Here is a 16,600-nt window from a genome sequence, read left to right on the forward strand (position 1 = left end):
GTCGGCACCCACCACCAACGGTCGGCACCCACCACCAACGGCCGGCACGACCGATCATGTGGGCATCTCCACGTCGTCGCGCCGCTCCTGCATAATCGGGGCATGAGTGTCCTGCGCTTCGACAATGTCAGCAAACAGTACGCCGGTGGCCACGAGGCGCTGATCGATGTCAGCTTCGAGGTCGCGCCGGGCGAGATGCTGTTCGTCACCGGCCATTCCGGTGCGGGCAAAAGCACCCTGCTCAAGTTGATCCACCTCGACGAGCGGCCCAGTCGCGGCGCGGTGGTGTTCGACGAGCGCAACCTGCTGAAGGTGCGCGGCGGCGACATCCCCCGGCACCGGCGCGCCGTCGGTGCGGTCTACCAGGACCATCGCCTGCTGATGGACCGCTCGATCGCCGAGAACGTGGCGTTGCCGCTGATCCTGCGCGGTACCCGCCGCGGCGACATCGGCAAGCGCGTGCGCTCGGTGCTGGAACGGATGGGCCTGGGCCACCGCGAGAAGGCGCTGCCCTCGCAGCTGTCGGCCGGTGAGCAGCAGCGCGTCGGTATCGCCCGCGCCATCGTCGGCGAGCCCAAGCTGCTGGTGGCCGACGAGCCGACCGGCAACCTCGACCCGACCCTGGCGGCGGAAATCATGGCCCTGTTCGCCGAGCTGCCGTCGCGCGGCACCAGCGTGCTGGTGGTCAGCCACGACCTGCCGCTGCTGCGCCGCATGCGCAAGCGCGTGCTGATCCTCGACCACGGCCGGCTGGTGGATGACATCTCGCCGCAGGACCTGGCGGAGTAACGCATGGCGAAGAACGAATACAGCGAAGCCGCTGCCCCCTCGCGCGTGGGCGTCTGGTTCCAGCACCACGCGCACAGCGTGGTGTTCAGCCTCGGCCGCGCCTTCCGCAAGCCGTGGGCGACCCTGCTGACGGTGATGGTCATGGCGCTGGCGCTGGCCCTGCCGCTGGGCCTGTCGATCGCGCTGGACAACCTCAAGCAGTTCGCCGGCAGCGTGCAGCAGTCGCGCGACATCAACGTGTTCCTGAAGGGCAATGTCGATGGCCCGGGCGCGCTGCGCCTGGCCGGGCAGCTGCGCGACCGCGACGATGTTGCCGAAGTGAACGTTCGCACGCCCGAACAGGGCCTGCAGGAACTGCGCGATGCCGGCCTGGGCGAGGCGATTGACGCGCTCAACGACAACCCGCTGCCGTCGCTGCTGGTGATCACCCCGGGCCAGGGCAAGGACGATGCGCGCCTGGCACGCGCGCTGGAAAGCCTGCCCGAGGCCGATCTGGTGCAGCACGATGCGCTGTGGCGCCAGCGCCTGGATGCGTGGCTGGCGTTCGGGGCACGGCTGGTACAGGTGCTGTCGGTGCTGCTCGGCGTCGGCGCCGCGCTGGTGGTCGGCAACACCGTGCGCCTGGACATCCAGGCCCGCCGCGAAGAGATTGGCGTGTTGCAGCTGCTCGGTGCCAGTGACGGCTTCATCCGCCGTCCGTTCCTGTACCTGGGCGCCTGGTACGGCCTCGGCGCCGGCGCGGTGGCGCTGGCCCTGATCGGTGCCGCCGGTGCCGCCCTGCGCCTGCCGCTGGCCGAACTCTCGCGCAGCTACGGCAGCCCGTTCGTGCTGCATGGCCTGGACCTGCTGCATGGGGGCCTGGTCCTGCTCGGCACCCTGCTGCTGGGCTGGCTGGGCGCATGGCTGGTCACCGGCCACTTCCTCCGCCAGACCCGCCCGACCGACACCTGAGACCGGCATGCAACCGCAAGCGCTGAAGCACCTTGAAGGGCCCGCGACGCGGGTGATGGTGGTTGATGGCTCGAAGCTGGTCCGCAAGCTGATTGCCGACGTCCTGACCCGTGAGCTGCCGGGCGTGGAGGTGATCGGCTGCGACAGCGTCGAGGATGCACAGCAGGCGCTGGCGCAGGGCCCGGTGGACCTGGTGACCACGTCACTGACCCTGCGCGATGGGGATGGCCTGGCGCTGGCGCGGATGGTCCGCGACGCCGTGGGCCAGGCCTATGTGCCGGTGATCGTGGTGTCCGGCGATGCCCAGCAGCACCTGGAGCAGCGCCGCTTCACCGAGTACGTCACCGACTATTTCGACAAGGCGTTGGGCCACGAGGCACTGGCGACCTTCATCCGCGGCTACGTGCAGCCGCAGACCATCCCCGGTGCGACCATCCTCTACATCGAGGACAGCCGTGTGGTGGCCGAGGCCACCAAGCGCATGCTCGAACGCCAGCAGTTGAACGTGCTGCACGTGGTCAGCGCCGAAGAGGCGTTCACCCTGCTCACCGCCGAGTCGCTGGGCCGCAGCCGCCACCGCATCGACCTGGTGCTGACCGACGTCACCCTGAAGGGCGAACTGAGCGGCCGCGACGTGGTGCAGCGCGTGCGCGTGGACTTCGGCTACGGCAAGCGCCGCCTGCCGGTGCTGGTGATGACCGGCGATGGCAACCCGCACAACCAGACCGGGCTGCTGCAGTCCGGCGCCAACGATCTGGTGCTCAAGCCGATCGAAGAGCGCCTGCTGGTCACCAAGGTGCTGTTCCAGCTGCGGCTGGCCCGATTGAACGATGGACCCCTGATTCGATGATGGATGAAGTAGCCGACACCCCGACGATCCAGCTGGAACCGAGCTGGAAGCAGCATGTCGGTGATTACCTGTTGCAGCCGCAGATGCGTGAGCTGTCCAGTTTCCTGCGCCAGCGCAAGGCCAGCGGCGCGGCGGTATTCCCGCCCGGCCCGCAGATCTTCACCGCGTTCGACGCCACGCCGTTCGAGCAGGTGAAGGTGGTCATCCTCGGCCAGGACCCGTACCACGGCCGTGGCCAGGCCCATGGCCTGAGCTTCTCGGTGGCGCCGGGCGTGCCGGTGCCGCCGTCGCTGCTGAACATCTACAAGGAGATCGAGAGCGATCTCGGCCTCCCGCGTCCGGACCACGGCTGCCTGATCCCCTGGGCGCAGCGCGGCGTGCTGCTGCTCAACGCTGTGCTGACGGTGGAAGAGGGCAAGGCCGGTGCGCACCAGGGCCGGGGTTGGGAAGGCTTCACCGATCACGTGGTGGATGTGCTCAACCGCGAACGCGAAGGCCTGGTGTTCATGCTCTGGGGGGCCTATGCGCAGCAGAAGGGCAAGGTCATCGACACCCGCCGCCACCGGGTGCTGAAGTCGCCGCATCCATCGCCGTTGTCGGCCCACCGCGGCTTCCTTGGTTGCCAGCATTTCTCGATGGCCAACGAGTACCTGCAGCGCCGCGGCGAGGCCCCGATCGACTGGTCGCTTCCGCCACGTTCGGCGCTTTGAGCGGGCCGGGCAGGGGCCCGGCGCCGCCAGCGATGGATCAGTGGCCCGCTACTGGAGCGAGATCCGCGCGCCGGTAGTAGGCGCGCGCGCCTTCGGCGATCACGCTCAACGCCTGGACGGTGCCGTCGCCGCCGCGATGGAACAGCAGTTCCGCCCCCGCACTGCCTGCCAGGAAGCGGACGGGTGTCATCGCCTGCAGCGCGACCGGTGCATCACGCCCCGGCAGGCGCAACTGCAGTCCAGCATCGACCGCCTGCACGTCCAAGGTAGTGACGTCGAACCAATCGGCCAGGCCACTGCGCAGATCCATGGGCAGGGTGTCATCTAGTACAAAGCGGCCGCTGAGGCGCGGATAGTCATCCATCAGCAACGCGGGATCCAGCGTGCGGATGACCGGCTTGGCGTTGTGGCCGAGCGCATCGGACAGGGCATTGCGGATCTCCCCACGCAGCGCGGGGCCGTTGTCGCCATTGGTCAGGATGACGAATCCATCGCCGCTCTCCGGGTAGCCTTCGATGCCGGCGTGATAGCTGTCATTGCTGCCATTGTGGAAGAAGCGGCGACTGGCACCGCTGCCGGCCAGCTCCGGTCCCAGGCCACGACCGGCCGGCGCCACCTCGCTGACCATCTGCAGGGCCAATGACTGCGGCAGCCATCCATCCTTCGTGCGGATGCTGCGCAACAGGGCCGCGACGAACAGGCCCATGTCGTTGGCGCTGGTCCACAGCCCGGACGCCGCCTGTTCCGGAAAGCTCTGCCAGCCGCGTGGCAGGGCCTCCGGCTGGCCCTTGTTGTCGTGCGCATGGGCAACGTTGCCGTAGCCGGAAGGCAAGGGATTCTGGTACGTGCTGCGGGACATGCCCAGTGGCGCGAACACCTCGCGACGTGCGACGTCAGCGAATGGTCTGCCGGTCAGGTCTTCGATCGCCAGCTGCACCACCGTGTAGCCGCCACCGGAATAGTCGACCTGCTGGCCGGGGGCGTGGATCAGGCGTATCGGTTCATTCTTTGCGGGCGGCAGTCCATCCAGTGTCTGCAGTATGGTCGGCAGGCGTTCGGTAGGCTGGTAATCCTGGAAACCATGCACATTGAAGCCGGCGGTGTGCGAGAGCAGCATGCGCAGGTTGATCGGCGGGTGCACTCCCTGCGCATCGGCAGGCACATGCCAGCGGCGCAGGCGGGCATCGATGTTCTCCTCCAACGAGACCTTGCCGGCCGCAACCAGCTTCAGGGTGGTCGCCGCAGCGCCCATCTTGCTGACCGAGCCCACCGAGAACACGGTATCGGCATCCACCGCATCGCGCGTGCCCGCTTGGCGCAGGCCGTATCCGGCGGCGTACACCACCCTGCCATCGCGGATTACCGCAACGGCGGCACCCGGTACCTTGTAGTGCGCAAGGCGTTCCTCGATCGACCATCGCGGCAGCGCCGCGCCCAGCGGGGCCGTGCCGGGGCGCAGGCCATCGGCCATTGCCTGGGCAAAACGCGCAGCGTCTTCAGCGCCGGCGTCGGTGGCCATCACGCGGAACGGGGTCAGGCAGACCAGCAGCGAACACAGCAACAGGCGGTTCATCATCGACATCCTTGCGGGAGTGGAAGAGGGGTCGGGTCGGCGCAGGCGTTGCCACGAACGCCTGCTGCGTCCGGTCGTTACGGTGGAACGGGTCAGCGCCGCAGCGCAGGAGGCGATGCGGCGGCGGTGTCAGCGTCAGCGTCGTTCGCGGCGGGCGCCCTGAGCCAGCAGGTAATCGCGCACGGCCGCGTTGCCGGCCTGGTTCAGCGGTGTGCGCCAGCGCCCCAGCCAGCCGTCGGCTTCCACGCCCAGGTTGATGTCGGCGCCGTGCGCGAGCAGGTACTGCACGGTGACCAGGTGGCCTTCGCGCGAGGCATTGATCAGCGGTGTCTCGTCATAGGTGACAACCCGGTTGACGTCGGCACCAGCCTGCACCAGCTGCTCGACGATGGATTGCAGGCCCAGCGCGGAGGCGACGATCAACGGATTGCCTTCGCCCAGTGCGGCGCGATCGGGATCGGCCCCCAGCTGCAGCAGGGCGTTGACCATCGCCGGGTCGCGTGCGCGGATGGCCTGGATCAGCGCCGTGCCATCGCCGAGCACGCGCGCATCGAGATCGACGCCCGCTGTCGCCAATGCACGGACCTGCACGACGTCACGCGTGCTGGCAGCGCGCAGAAGATCGTTGATGCGCGTATCGGAGGAAGCGAGCGCGGACGGTGGCGCCAGTCGTGGTGAGACGGCCACCGCGGTGGCCGTGCAGCCCAGCAGAAGCGTTAGCCCCAGCACCAGCACCAGCAGGCTGCGGCGCCGCGGTGCCGGTGGTGCAGTCTCGACGAGCTGGTCGATGCGCTGTGCCAACTTGCTGCGCGCGCCGAACATGCCCAACGCCAGCGTCGGCGCCTCCTCGCGCAGGGCCTGCAGCTGCTCGACACTGGCCAACAACGAACCTGCATAGTCCAGCGGTTCGCGTGCCTGCCGCGCGGCACGTGCATCGCAGGCCATTTCGCGCAGTACCGCCAGGCGTGCCTGGGCAATGTGCAGGAGCGGATTCCACCAGAACAGTGCTGTTCCCGCCCGCAGCAGCGTGCTTGTCCACAGGTCGCGGCGCTGCAGGTGTGCAACCTCGTGGCGGACGATGTCGCGCAGCACGCTGTTGTCCAGGCGGGCCAGCAGCTGGCGCGGCAGCAGGATCGTTGGGCGCCACAGGCCGACGACCATCGGCCCGTCGACGGCGCAGGTGGCGATCGTCACGTGGGTGGGCACGATGTCGGCCAGGACCGCGCGCAATCCGGCGGATGCCGGTTGCGCCAGCCGCCGCAGCCGGTGTGCGTGCAGCATCGCGTCCAGCAGGCGCATGCCCAGCCACAGGGTGCCCAGCAGCCAAAGCGCAGCCAGCACGGTGGGCAATGTCTTCGGCAGTTCGACGTAATAGATGTCGGGTTGTCGTCCGGCCTCGAAGATGGCTTCGTCCGCCGTTGCCCCTTCGCCAGGCATGGGGTGGAACGCGGCCACGGCCGGTGCCGGTGCGGGCAGGGTGGTCAACCATTCCGGCAGGAAGGCGCTGAGCGGTAGCAGCAGGGCAACGGCCATCGCGGCGGTCAGCAGCCAGGAGCGCTGTTCGGTGCTCAGGGTTCGCCGCCGCGCCAGCCACAGTGCCGGCAGCAGCACCAATGCAGACAACAGCAACTGTCGAACGCCCAGTGCCATCGCCAGATCGATGGGGTTCATTCCTTCCTCCCGGCCCTGGCATCGCTGATGCGCTGCTGCAGTGCCTGCAGTTCGTTGCGGTCGATTTCGCGTTCGTCCACCAGGTGCTGTGCAAGCACGTTCGGCGAGCCGTCGAAGAACTGATGCAGCAGATGGTCGAGCGCTTGCCGGCGGGCCTGCTCACGGCTGAGCGTGGCGTGGTAGATGTAGGCGCGACCTTCCTGGCGATGACTGACAAAGCCTTTCTTCGCCAGCACGTTGAACATGGTCAGCACCGTGGTGTACGCGACCGGCTTGTGTTCGCCGAGTACATCGGACACTTCGCGCACGGACGCTTCGCCCTTGTCCCAGAGGATGTCCAGGATGGCCTGCTCGGCCGGGGTGGGAGTCTGGGAGACGGGGCGGGCCATGCGCATCTACGTACGAATTAGTTGATGCATCGGAGCATGCTGCTGCAGGGCTGTCAACGGGTTTTTTAGTAGTAAAGCATCGAGCCCGCGGCGCTCGGGCCTGAACACTTGGCAACATCCCCGGCCCTGAATGGGGCTGCAGGCCGGCCTGTTCAGCTCCGCTTGTCCGGAATCGGCCGCTTTCCGGTAGGTAATTGCTTGAATTCCAAGGGATTGTGAATCCCGAAAAGCATGCTCGCCACTGTCATCAAATCGCGCTACGGTAGGGCTCTGTTTGGGACCAGTGTTGCATCAATAGGATGCTGGAACTTTTTCCTCCTTTAGCAGTCCAAATCCCGGACTGCTAAGATGGGTGCCTATGAGCCAGAACACCTCTACTGCCCTTGTGGCAAACAATCTCCCGATTCCCAGTGCGCTCGGTTCGCTGGACGCCTACATCGGTGCCGTGCACCAGATCCCGGTGCTGTCGGTCGATGACGAACAGGACCTGGCCCGTCGCTTCCGCGACGGCAACGATCTGGACGCCGCGCGCGAGCTGGTGCATTCGCACCTGCGCTTCGTGGTGCACGTGGCCCGCGGTTACAACGGCTACGGCCTTGCGCTGGGCGACCTGATCCAGGAAGGCAACATCGGCCTGATGAAGGCGGTCAAGCGCTTCGATCCGGACATGGGCGTGCGCCTGGTCTCCTTCGCCGTGCATTGGATCCGTGCCGAGATGCACGAGTTCATCCTGAAGAACTGGCGCATCGTGAAGGTCGCCACCACCAAGGCGCAGCGCAAGCTGTTCTTCAACCTGCGCAAGTCGAAGACGCGCCTGGGCTGGATGAACGCGGCTGAAGTCAGCGCCGTGGCCAAGGACCTGAACGTGTCCGAGCGTGAGGTCATGGAAATGGAATCGCGCCTGTCCGGTCGCGATATCGGTTTCGATGCGCCGACCGACGAGGACAACGAGCACGCGCCGCCGTCGCCGGCCGCGTTCCTGGTTGCCAATGACGAAGACCCGTCGATGGCCTACGAACGTGCCGACAGCGAAGACAACCAGATGCAGCTGCTGCGCGAAGGCCTGGCCGAGCTGGATGCGCGCTCGCGCGACATCATCCGCCGCCGCTGGCTGGATGCCGACAGCAAGGTGACGCTGCAGGAACTGGCCGACGAGTACGGCGTGTCGGCCGAGCGCATCCGCCAGGTTGAGGCGAACGCGCTGAAGAAGATGAAGGCGCTGTTCACCGCGTAAGGCGCGGGTGGCGTTGGAATGCAGAAAGGCCCGGCACTGCCGGGCCTTTTTCTTTTCTGCGGTGTTTTCATCCACGCATGGCGTGGATCTACTTCGTGCTCAGGGAGATCCACGCCATGCGTGGATGCGGCAAGATGCAGTAGATCCACGCCATGCGTGGATGCGGCAAGATGAGTAGATCCACGCCATGCGTGGATGTCCCCATGCCGCGACTGCCTCAGCCCTCGCGTGCGATCGCGCGCCAGCCGATGTCGTTGCGGTGGAACTCATTGGCCCAGGTCACCTTGGCCACGCCGGCATACGCATTCGCCTGCGCGTCGCGCACGCTGTCGCCCAGCGCCGCCACGCACAGCACGCGACCGCCGGCACTGACCACCTCGCCCTGCGCGTCCAGTGCGGTGCCGGCATGGAACACCTTGGCACTGGCCGGCACGCCGTCCAGGCCGGAAATCACGTCGCCGGTGATCGGCGATTCCGGGTAAGGCTTCGCGGCCAGCACCACGCCCAGCGACGGCCGCGGATCCCACTGCGCCTCGATCCGGTCCAGGCGGCCATCGATGGCCGCTTCCACCAGCTCCACCAGGTCCGACTGCAGGCGCAGCATCACCGGCTGGGTCTCCGGGTCGCCGAAGCGCACGTTGAATTCGATCACCTTCGGCGCGCCGCTGGCATCAATCATCAGGCCGGCATAGAGGAAGCCGGTAAACGGGATGCCGTCGGCGCTCATGCCCTGCACGGTCGGGTTCACCACCTCGCGCATCACGCGTGCGTGTACCTCCGGCGTGACCACCGGGGCCGGCGAATACGCGCCCATGCCGCCGGTATTCGGGCCGGTGTCACCGTCGCCGACGCGCTTGTGGTCCTGCGATGTGGCCATCGGCAGCGCATGCACGCCGTCCACCATCGAAATGAAGCTGGCTTCCTCACCGTCGAGGAATTCCTCGATCACCACGCGTGCGCCGGCATCGCCGAACGCATTGCCCGAGAGCATGTCACGCACTGCGTCCTCGGCCTCGGCCAGGCTCATCGCCACGATCACGCCCTTGCCGGCGGCCAGGCCATCGGCCTTGACCACGATCGGCGCGCCCTTCTCGCGGATATAGGCCAGCGCGGCATCCACGTCGGTGTGCACGGCGTAGAACGCGGTGGGGATGTTGTGGCGGGCCAGGAAGTCCTTGGCGTAAGCCTTGCTGCCTTCCAGCTGGGCGGCGGCGGCGGTCGGCCCGAAGATGCGCAGGCCGGCGGCACGGAAGCGGTCGACCACGCCGGCCACCAGCGGTACTTCCGGGCCGACCACGGTCAGCGCCACGCCTTCGGCCTGGGCCAGCGCGAGCAGGCCGTCGATGTCGGTGACCTTCACCGCGACGTTGCGGCACTTGTCCTCGGTGGCGGTGCCGGCATTGCCGGGCGCCACGATCACTTCGGTGACACGGGAGGACTGGGCCAGCTTCCATGCCAGGGCGTGTTCGCGGCCGCCAGAGCCGATGACAAGGATGTTCATCACGAGATTCCAGATTGCGTGGGAAGGGAAGGTCGGTAGCCCCGGCGGCGTGCGTGGTTCACTCGCAGCCCTCGCGTCGCAGCGATTCGGGGAAGGAATAGGCCCAGGTCTTCGGGTCCAGGGTAAAGCGATGTTGCTGCCGGACCGGCTTGCCACCACAGGTAGTGCCGGTTTCCTCGATCAGCAGCGGCCAGATGCGCGCGCTGCGGTCGCTGTCGTCGAAACGCAGTGCGAAATCGATGCTGAAGCGGCGGGTGCGGCAGTCTTCCGCGGTTTCAGGATCGGCATTGGCGTCGGCGGTGTCGCACTCGTACTGGGCGTCATTGTCGATATGGCTGCGCACGCTGCCACTGGCGACCAGGCCGTTCGGGCCCGGCAGGATCAGCGACTGCGAGAGCAGCGAGAAGCCCTGCCCGAACCAGCCGTCCTCGACGCGGAAACCGTAGAAATCACTGCCGGCGCGGATAACGCTGGCGGTGCCGGGTTGGCCGCCGCTGCCGAAGCGCTCGCCGGTCAGTTCGCTGCTCACTTCGAAGCCATCGCCCTTGGAGCGCAGCACGAAGAAGTCGATCGTGCCGGCGTCGATGTGCGCGCCTTCGGACAGTGCGCCGCAGACCGCCAGCATCTGCTGCCAGCTGTCGCCGCTCACCACCGGTTGCTCGGCGCAGACGTGCCAGTCCATCGGGCGGGTTTCGCCGTCGTCGATCCAGCTGCCGTGCCATTCACCGGAGAGCTTGGCGTTGCTGCCGTAGCGCTGGACCAGGAACGCCTGCAGTCGCGCCGTGCGGCTGACGTGCGCCGTCGGCTCGGCAGGGGCAGCCCGGGCGGCGTCCGATGGCGGCGCAGGCACAGGCTCGGCCGCCGGCTTGCAGCCCGCCAGCACTGCCGCGCCCACGAGGGCGAGCGCGGCCAGCGATTTCATCGAAACTGCGGACATCCGTGTCGCTCCAGGATCAATGGCGGAAGTGGCGCACGCCGGTGAACACCATGGCCAGGCCATGTTCGTCGGCGGCGGCGATCACTTCGGCATCGCGCATCGAACCGCCCGGCTGGATCACCGCCTTGATGCCGGCGGCCGCCGCGGCATCGATGCCGTCGCGGAACGGGAAGAACGCATCGGAGGCCATCACCGAGCCCTCGACCACCAGGTTCGCATCGGCGGCCTTGATGCCGGCGATGCGCGCCGAGTACACACGGCTCATCTGGCCGGCACCCACGCCGATCGTGCGGTTGTCCCTGGCGTAGACGATCGCGTTGGACTTCACGAACTTGGCGACCTTCCAGGCGAACAGCAGGTCGGTGAACTGCTTGTCGGTCGGCGCCAGCGTGCTGACCACCTTCAGTTCGTCGCGGGTCATGCCGCGGTTGTCCGACGACTGCAGCAGCAGGCCCGAGCCGACACGCTTGCTGTCGAAGTTGTTCAGGCCGTCGCCGTGCGGGATGCGCAGCACGCGCACGTTGGCCTTTTTCTGCGCGTACTCCAGCGCTGCCGGCTCATAGTCCGGGGCGATCAGCACTTCCACGAACTGGCGGTCCAGGATCACCTTGGCGGTGGCGGCGTCCAGCGGTTTGTTGAAGGCGATGATGCCGCCAAAGGCGCTGGTCGGGTCGGTGGCGTAGGCCAGCTCGTAGGCATCACCGTTGCCGGCCCCGACGGCCACGCCGCACGGGTTCGCATGCTTGACGATGACGCAGGCCGGTGCGTCGAACTGGCGCACGCATTCCCACGCGGCATCGGCATCGGCCAGGTTGTTGTAGCTCAGCTCCTTGCCCTGCAGCTGCTGGAAGGTGGCCAGCGTGCCCGGCACCGGGTACAGGTCGCGGTAGAAGGCGCCGCTCTGGTGCGGGTTCTCGCCGTAGCGCAGGTCCATCACCTTCACGAAGGTGGAATTCATCTGCGCCGGGTACTCGGCACGCGTCGGCACTGCGGCGTCGGTGGCGATGACCGCCGACAGGTAGTTGCTGATCGCCGCATCGTACTGGGCGACGCGGTTGAAGGCGGCCACCGAGAACGCGAAGCGGGTGGCGGCGCTCAGCTGGCCGTCGTTGGCCTCCAGCGAGGCCAGCAGTTCGGCGTACTGCGACGGATCGGTGGCCACCGCCACGCGGGCGAAGTTCTTGGCTGCCGAGCGCAGCATCGCCGGGCCGCCGATGTCGATGTTCTCGACGGCGTCGGCCAGGGTGCAGTCGGCCTTGGCGGTGACCGACTCGAACGGGTACAGGTTCAGCACCAGCAGGTCGATGGCGCCGATGCCGTGCTCGGCCATCACCGCATCATCCAGGCCCGAACGCCCCAGCAGGCCGCCGTGCACCATCGGGTGCAGGGTCTTGACCCGGCCGTCCATCATTTCCGGGAAACCGGTGACGTCGGCCACGTCCTTGACGGCCAGGCCCATGTCGCGAATGGCTTTTGCGGTGCCGCCGGTGGACAACAGCTCCACGCCGCGTGCGGCCAGCGCAGTGGCCAGCTCGGCCAGGCCGGTCTTGTCGGAAACGGAGAGGAGGGCCCGGCGGACGGGCAACAGATCAGCAGTCATGGGACAGAATCGGCAGCGGAGCGGGGCCGATATTGTAGGCGGTGGGGGCCGGTGGCGGGCGCTGGCAGGCAAAATCGGCCTGCACCGACGGCCCTGCGGCCGCCTTCGGCACACCCTGGGCCGGGGCGGCCTGCAAGCAATTCGATGGGGCGCGCTGCCCCAATCGGGTAGGCTGTGCCCGAACTGCCAAGGATCAGCGGCTTCGGATCATGTCGATCTATGCATTGAAAGGACGTTTCCAGGACCTGTTGCGTCCGGCCGTACGCGGCCTGTACCGCATGGGGGTCACTGCCAACGCGTTGACCGTGGCCGCCGCCGTGGTCTCGCTGCTGGTGGCCGCCGCTGTCTGGTGCTGCGCACCCGCGCAGCCGCTGCTGTACCTGCTGCTGCCGCTGTGGATGCTGCTGCGCATGGCGCTCAACGCGGTGGACGGCATGCTGGCCCGCGAGTTCGGCCAGCAGTCGCGGCTGGGTGCTTATCTGAATGAGTTGTGCGACGTGATTGCCGATGCCGCGCTGTACTTGAGCCTGCTCAGCGTGCCGGGCGTGCACCCGGGAGCGCTGTGGCTGCTGGCCTGGACCGCGGCATTGAGCGAGTACGCCGGGGTGCTGGGGCTGATGGCCGGTGCAAGCCGCCGCTATGACGGCCCGATGGGCAAGAGCGACCGCGCCTTCGTGATCGGCGTGCTGGGCCTGCTGCTGGCGTTTGGCTGGGGCGGTGCGCCGGTGGTCAGTGGCGTGGCCTGGGCGATGTCGATCCTGTGCGTGATCACCCTCGGTCGCCGCGTGCGGCAGGGACTGAAGGAATCGGCGGCAACGTCGCAGCGGTAAGCACAACAAGACAACACGCCATAACAATCTGGAGATTGCATGCGTCAGGCGCAGGAACGCGAATTCCACAGTTTCGACCAGGTACCGCTGTTTTACCGGCACTGGGCGGCCACCACCGCAACCCCGGCCAGCAAGGCCATCGTGCTGCTGCATCGTGGCCACGAGCACTCCGGCCGGGTCACCCACCTGGTCGACGAGCTGGATCTGCCGGATACCGCCTTCTTTGCCTGGGATGCGCGCGGCAATGGGCGCTCGCCGGGCGCGCGTGGCGATGCTCCGGGCTTCCCGGCACTGGTACGCGACCTGGACAGTTTCATTGCCCACATCGGTGCCGAGCACGGCATCGCAGTGGAAGACATCGTGGTGATCGCGCAGAGCGTGGGCGCGGTGGTCGCCGCCACCTGGGTACATGACTATGCGCCGCGCCTGCGCGCGCTGGTGATGGCCTCGCCGGCGTTCAAGGTGAAGCTGTACGTGCCGTTTGCACGCGCGGGCCTGGCATTGATGCAGAAGCTGCGCGGCAACTTCTTCGTCAACAGCTACGTCAAGCCGCAATGGTTGACCCATGATCCGGCGCGGGTGGAGAGCTATCGCACTGATCCGCTGATCACCCGGCCGATTTCGGTGCGCGTGCTGCTGGGCCTGTACGAGGCGGCCGACCGCATCGTCGCCGATGCGCAGGCGATCAGCGTGCCGGTGCAGCTGCTGGTCTCCGGCTCGGATTTCGTCGTGCACCGTGGTCCGCAGGACCGCTTCTACGAGCGCCTGTCCAGCCCGGTCAAGGAGCGCGTGCACCTGCCGGGCTTCTTCCACGACACGCTGGGCGAGCGCGATCGGGCGCCTGCGCTGGCACGCATTCGCAGCTTCATCCAGGCGCGCTTCGCCGAACCACTGCGTGAGCTGTCGCGACGCGATGCGCACCGCCATGGGCCGACCTTCGAGGAATCGGAAATCCTGGCGTGGCCGCCAGAGCGCAACAGCCTGGCCGACCTGCGTTGGCGCGTGGTGCGCGGTGGCCTGCGTTTCGGCGGCACGCTGTCCGAAGGCATCGCGCTGGGCCTGCAGACCGGCTTCGATTCGGGCAGCACGCTCGACTACATCTACCGCGACGAAGCACGTGGCAAGGGTCCGCTGGGGCGCATGGTCGATCGCAACTATCTGGATGCGATCGGTTGGCGCGGCATCCGCGTGCGTGGCCAGCACCTGCAGGAACTGCTGCGCGATGCTGCCCAGCGCCTGCGCGGGCAGGGCACGCCGGTGTGCGTGCTGGACGTGGCTGCCGGCCATGGCCGTTACGTGCTGGAGGCACTCGGCCAGGGCGAGCAGCGTGCCGATCGCATCGTGCTGCGCGACTTCAGCGATCTGAATGTGACCCAGGGCCAGGCACTGATCGAGCGGCTCGGGGCGGCCGATATCGCGCGCTTCGAGCAGGGCGATGCGTTCGATCCGGCGCAGCTGGCCAGGGTGGACCCGTCGCCGACGCTGGCGGTGGTCTCGGGCCTGTACGAACTGTTCCCCGACAACGATGCGGTACTGCGCTCGCTGCAGGGCATCGCCGCGACGGTGCCGGTGGGCGGCTACCTGGCCTACACCGGCCAGCCCTGGCACCCGCAGCTGGAGTTCATCGCCCGCGCGCTGACCAGCCACCGCGGCGGCGCGGCGTGGGTGATGCGGCGTCGTACCCAGCAGGAGATGGACGAGCTGGTGCGCCTGGCCGGATTCGAGAAGGTGGCGCAGCGCATCGACGACTTCGGCATCTTCACCGTGTCGCTGGCGCGCCGGACGGCGTGATGGCAACGCTCGCCGCCAGCCCGCTGGTTGCGCAGGGGCGCCCCTGGCGGCGCGCCCTGCTGTGGCTGGCCTTGCTGGGCCCGTTCTTCTTCGCCAGCTACGGCTTCGCCAACTGGATGGCCAGCCGCCATGCCGCGCTGCCGGTGATGGCGTTTGCGTGGGAGGCACGCATTCCGTTCGTGCCGTGGACGATCGTGCCGTACTGGTCGATCGACCTGTTCTATGCGATCTCGTTCTTCCTGTGCCGGCAACGACTGGAACTGGACCGGCACGCGCTGCGGTTGCTCAGTGCGCAGGTCATCGCGGTGGCGTGTTTCCTGCTGTGGCCGCTGCGCTTCAGCTTTGAACGGCCGGAGATCGGCGGTGTGTTCGGCTGGCTGTTCGATGTGCTGCTGGGCTTCGACAAGCCATTCAACCAGGCACCGTCGCTGCACATCGTGCTGCTGATCGTGCTGTGGGTGAAGTTCGCGCAGTACCTGCACGGTGCCTGGCGCTGGGTGCTGCATGGGTGGGCGCTGCTGATCGGCGTTTCGGTGCTGACCACGTTCCAGCACCACTTCATCGACATTCCGACCGGCCTGCTGGCCGGCTGGCTGTGCGTCTGGCTCTGGCCGGAGCAGGGCACGCCGCTGCTGCGCGCGTGGCGCATCGCACGCGACCCGAAGCGCTGGCGCCTGGCGCTGTTCTATCTGCTGGGGGCGGCGGTCCTGCTGGTGCCGGTGGTGCTGCTGCGCGGTGCAGCGCTGTGGCTGTTGTGGCCGGTGGCATCGTTGCTGCTGGTGGCACTGGCCTACGCCGGGCTGGGCACGGCCGTGTTCCAGAAGCGCGCCGACGGGCGCCTGACGATGGCGGCGCGCGGGTTGCTGGCGCCGTATCTGGGCGCGGCCTGGATCAACTCACGGATGTGGACACGCCGTGCGCCGCAGCCGGTCGCGGTGATGGACGGCGTATGGCTGGGCCGCCTTCCCAGCGCCGCGTTGCCGCCGCCGCTGCGGGGCGTGGTGGACGTCTGTGCCGAATTGTCCTGCCGTGCACCGGGTGCGGCGTATGCCAGCGTGCCGATGCTGGACCTGGTGGTGCCCACGCCGGCCCAGCTGCGCGAGGCGGCCGAGGCGATCGAGCGGCTGCGTGCGCAGGGGCCGCTGCTCGTGTGCTGTGCGCTGGGCTATTCGCGCAGTGCCGCCAGCGTCGCGGCGTGGCTGCTGCGCAGTGGTCGTGCCACCGATGCCGCCGCTGCGGTGGCGATCGTGCGCACTGCACGACCGTCAATCGTCCTGCATGACAGCCATCTACAGGCCATCGCGGCCGCCGCCGCACCGGAGAGCACTGCATGAGCAACGCTGCCGATCTGCCGATGATGCACCTGCTGTTGCGCCAGGGCCGCCTGCCTGCCGTGCTGTCACTGGGCCTGCTGCTGGTGGCGCTGCTGTTGCTGGGTAGTGAGCCGGGGCTGGCGATGATCGCTGCCGGCCTGCTGCTGTTGAGTGTGGTGATCGGCGGGGTGCAGATGTACTACGCGGTGCGCGTGCAGCTTGATGCCAGCCTGCTGCAGTTGCTGCTGCGCGAACACCTGCAGGGGGATGCGGCCGCCGAACGGGTGGATGCCGCGTTGCATACCGCCGGCCTGCGTCGCCGCGATGCGCAGGCGCCGACGCGTGGCTGGGAGGCGCGCTGGATTGGCATGCGCCGCCTGCTGGTTCGCCAGTACGTGGCCACCCTGCTGCAGTTTTCGGTGCTGCTGCTGGCGGTGCTGTGGCCGCAGACGTGAACGGGA

Annotated in this window: 15 protein-coding genes; 9 read left to right on the forward strand and 6 right to left on the reverse strand. The window is 67.8% G+C overall.

The window, feature by feature from the left end; all coding sequences use genetic code 11:
• Positions 1 to 102 precede the first annotated feature (102 nt).
• Genes ftsE through ung form a run of 4 tightly spaced genes read left to right on the forward strand, consistent with a single transcriptional unit; the run spans position 103 to position 3,300 of the window.
• The gene (gene ftsE / locus ACMZPQ_RS13685) at positions 103 to 789 is read left to right on the forward strand and encodes a cell division ATP-binding protein FtsE (protein WP_111203667.1); all 687 of its coding nucleotides are present in this window, start codon (positions 103 to 105) and stop codon (positions 787 to 789) included.
• Between the two features lie 3 nt (positions 790 to 792).
• Entirely contained in the window at positions 793 to 1,740 is a 948-nt protein-coding gene (gene ftsX / locus ACMZPQ_RS13690) for a permease-like cell division protein FtsX (protein ID WP_414486187.1), read from the forward strand.
• 7 nt (positions 1,741 to 1,747) lie between these two features.
• A complete protein-coding gene (locus ACMZPQ_RS13695; protein WP_197582323.1) occupies positions 1,748 to 2,590 on the forward strand; it encodes a response regulator in 843 nt (280 codons plus the stop codon).
• Positions 2,587 to 3,300, forward strand: coding sequence for a uracil-DNA glycosylase (ung, locus tag ACMZPQ_RS13700; RefSeq protein ID WP_197582322.1), 714 nt, complete (start codon positions 2,587 to 2,589; stop codon positions 3,298 to 3,300). The genes ACMZPQ_RS13695 and ung overlap by 4 nt, the downstream gene beginning before the upstream one ends.
• Positions 3,301 to 3,337: 37 nt before the next feature.
• On the opposite strand, the gene ACMZPQ_RS13705 is transcribed toward ung, so the two are convergent.
• The 3 genes from ACMZPQ_RS13705 to ACMZPQ_RS13715 form a co-directional block, all read right to left on the reverse strand.
• Positions 3,338 to 4,873, reverse strand: a complete 1,536-nt coding sequence (locus ACMZPQ_RS13705) for a serine hydrolase domain-containing protein (RefSeq protein WP_312647081.1) — start codon at positions 4,871 to 4,873, stop codon at positions 3,338 to 3,340.
• Positions 4,874 to 5,008: 135 nt separating this feature from the next.
• A complete protein-coding gene (locus tag ACMZPQ_RS13710) occupies positions 5,009 to 6,544 on the reverse strand; it encodes a M56 family metallopeptidase (RefSeq protein WP_197582320.1) in 1,536 nt (511 codons plus the stop codon).
• Positions 6,541 to 6,933 (reverse strand): BlaI/MecI/CopY family transcriptional regulator, encoded by a 393-nt coding sequence (locus ACMZPQ_RS13715; protein ID WP_197582319.1) that lies wholly within the window; start codon positions 6,931 to 6,933, stop codon positions 6,541 to 6,543. The genes ACMZPQ_RS13710 and ACMZPQ_RS13715 overlap by 4 nt, the downstream gene beginning before the upstream one ends.
• A 358-nt stretch (positions 6,934 to 7,291) precedes the next feature.
• Between ACMZPQ_RS13715 and rpoH the strand changes: the two genes are divergently transcribed.
• Positions 7,292 to 8,167, forward strand: coding sequence for an RNA polymerase sigma factor RpoH (gene rpoH, locus ACMZPQ_RS13720; RefSeq protein WP_006473441.1), 876 nt, complete (start codon positions 7,292 to 7,294; stop codon positions 8,165 to 8,167).
• A 217-nt stretch (positions 8,168 to 8,384) separates the two neighbouring features.
• Here the strand turns inward: rpoH and purD are convergent, their stop codons facing one another.
• The 3 genes from purD to purH are packed head-to-tail and all read right to left on the reverse strand — an operon-like array spanning position 8,385 to position 12,205.
• The gene (purD, locus tag ACMZPQ_RS13725; protein WP_197582318.1) at positions 8,385 to 9,668 is read right to left on the reverse strand and encodes a phosphoribosylamine--glycine ligase; all 1,284 of its coding nucleotides are present in this window, start codon (positions 9,666 to 9,668) and stop codon (positions 8,385 to 8,387) included.
• A gap of 58 nt (positions 9,669 to 9,726) precedes the next feature.
• Positions 9,727 to 10,605 carry a hypothetical protein gene (locus ACMZPQ_RS13730; protein ID WP_197582317.1) on the reverse strand — a complete coding sequence of 293 codons (879 nt, stop codon included), beginning with the start codon at positions 10,603 to 10,605 and terminating at the stop codon, positions 9,727 to 9,729.
• A 16-nt stretch (positions 10,606 to 10,621) separates the two neighbouring features.
• A complete protein-coding gene (gene purH / locus ACMZPQ_RS13735; protein ID WP_197582316.1) occupies positions 10,622 to 12,205 on the reverse strand; it encodes a bifunctional phosphoribosylaminoimidazolecarboxamide formyltransferase/IMP cyclohydrolase in 1,584 nt (527 codons plus the stop codon).
• 209 nt (positions 12,206 to 12,414) lie between these two features.
• Here purH and ACMZPQ_RS13740 point away from each other — a divergent pair, with 209 nt between their 5' ends.
• From ACMZPQ_RS13740 to ACMZPQ_RS13755, 4 genes are read left to right on the forward strand one after another with little or no spacing between them, the layout of a single operon-like run.
• On the forward strand, positions 12,415 to 13,035 hold the full coding sequence (locus ACMZPQ_RS13740; RefSeq protein ID WP_197582315.1) for a CDP-alcohol phosphatidyltransferase family protein: 621 nt from the start codon (positions 12,415 to 12,417) through the stop codon (positions 13,033 to 13,035).
• A gap of 39 nt (positions 13,036 to 13,074) precedes the next feature.
• Positions 13,075 to 14,826, forward strand: coding sequence for a bifunctional alpha/beta hydrolase/class I SAM-dependent methyltransferase (locus tag ACMZPQ_RS13745; protein WP_197582314.1), 1,752 nt, complete (start codon positions 13,075 to 13,077; stop codon positions 14,824 to 14,826).
• Positions 14,826 to 16,160: a phosphatase PAP2/dual specificity phosphatase family protein gene (locus ACMZPQ_RS13750; protein WP_197582313.1), complete on the forward strand. Its 1,335-nt coding sequence runs from the start codon at positions 14,826 to 14,828 to the stop codon at positions 16,158 to 16,160. The genes ACMZPQ_RS13745 and ACMZPQ_RS13750 overlap by 1 nt, the downstream gene beginning before the upstream one ends.
• Positions 16,157 to 16,594, forward strand: coding sequence for a hypothetical protein (locus ACMZPQ_RS13755; protein WP_197582312.1), 438 nt, complete (start codon positions 16,157 to 16,159; stop codon positions 16,592 to 16,594). Before ACMZPQ_RS13750 ends, ACMZPQ_RS13755 begins: the two co-directional genes overlap by 4 nt.
• Positions 16,595 to 16,600: the final 6 nt, after the last annotated feature.

The organism is Stenotrophomonas maltophilia (genome assembly GCF_047497515.2).
GTDB lineage: Bacteria > Pseudomonadota > Gammaproteobacteria > Xanthomonadales > Xanthomonadaceae > Stenotrophomonas.

What these genes read in the sequence shown, in the direction of transcription:
- rpoH (WP_006473441.1), top strand. Translation starts at nt 7,292, where the DNA reads ATGAGCCAGAACACCTCTACTGCCCTTGTGGCAAACAATCTCCCGATT.
- ACMZPQ_RS13745 (WP_197582314.1), top strand. Translation starts at nt 13,075, where the DNA reads ATGCGTCAGGCGCAGGAACGCGAATTCCACAGTTTCGACCAGGTACCG.
- ftsE (WP_111203667.1), top strand. Translation starts at nt 103, where the DNA reads ATGAGTGTCCTGCGCTTCGACAATGTCAGCAAACAGTACGCCGGTGGC.
- ACMZPQ_RS13740 (WP_197582315.1), top strand. Translation starts at nt 12,415, where the DNA reads ATGTCGATCTATGCATTGAAAGGACGTTTCCAGGACCTGTTGCGTCCG.
- ftsX (WP_414486187.1), top strand. Translation starts at nt 793, where the DNA reads ATGGCGAAGAACGAATACAGCGAAGCCGCTGCCCCCTCGCGCGTGGGC.
- ACMZPQ_RS13755 (WP_197582312.1), top strand. Translation starts at nt 16,157, where the DNA reads ATGAGCAACGCTGCCGATCTGCCGATGATGCACCTGCTGTTGCGCCAG.
- ACMZPQ_RS13705 (WP_312647081.1), bottom strand. Translation starts at nt 4,873, where the DNA reads ATGAACCGCCTGTTGCTGTGTTCGCTGCTGGTCTGCCTGACCCCGTTC.
- ACMZPQ_RS13710 (WP_197582320.1), bottom strand. Translation starts at nt 6,544, where the DNA reads ATGAACCCCATCGATCTGGCGATGGCACTGGGCGTTCGACAGTTGCTG.
- ACMZPQ_RS13695 (WP_197582323.1), top strand. Translation starts at nt 1,748, where the DNA reads ATGCAACCGCAAGCGCTGAAGCACCTTGAAGGGCCCGCGACGCGGGTG.
- ACMZPQ_RS13750 (WP_197582313.1), top strand. Translation starts at nt 14,826, where the DNA reads ATGGCAACGCTCGCCGCCAGCCCGCTGGTTGCGCAGGGGCGCCCCTGG.
- purH (WP_197582316.1), bottom strand. Translation starts at nt 12,205, where the DNA reads ATGACTGCTGATCTGTTGCCCGTCCGCCGGGCCCTCCTCTCCGTTTCC.
- ung (WP_197582322.1), top strand. Translation starts at nt 2,587, where the DNA reads ATGATGGATGAAGTAGCCGACACCCCGACGATCCAGCTGGAACCGAGC.
- ACMZPQ_RS13730 (WP_197582317.1), bottom strand. Translation starts at nt 10,605, where the DNA reads ATGTCCGCAGTTTCGATGAAATCGCTGGCCGCGCTCGCCCTCGTGGGC.
- ACMZPQ_RS13715 (WP_197582319.1), bottom strand. Translation starts at nt 6,933, where the DNA reads ATGGCCCGCCCCGTCTCCCAGACTCCCACCCCGGCCGAGCAGGCCATC.
- purD (WP_197582318.1), bottom strand. Translation starts at nt 9,668, where the DNA reads ATGAACATCCTTGTCATCGGCTCTGGCGGCCGCGAACACGCCCTGGCA.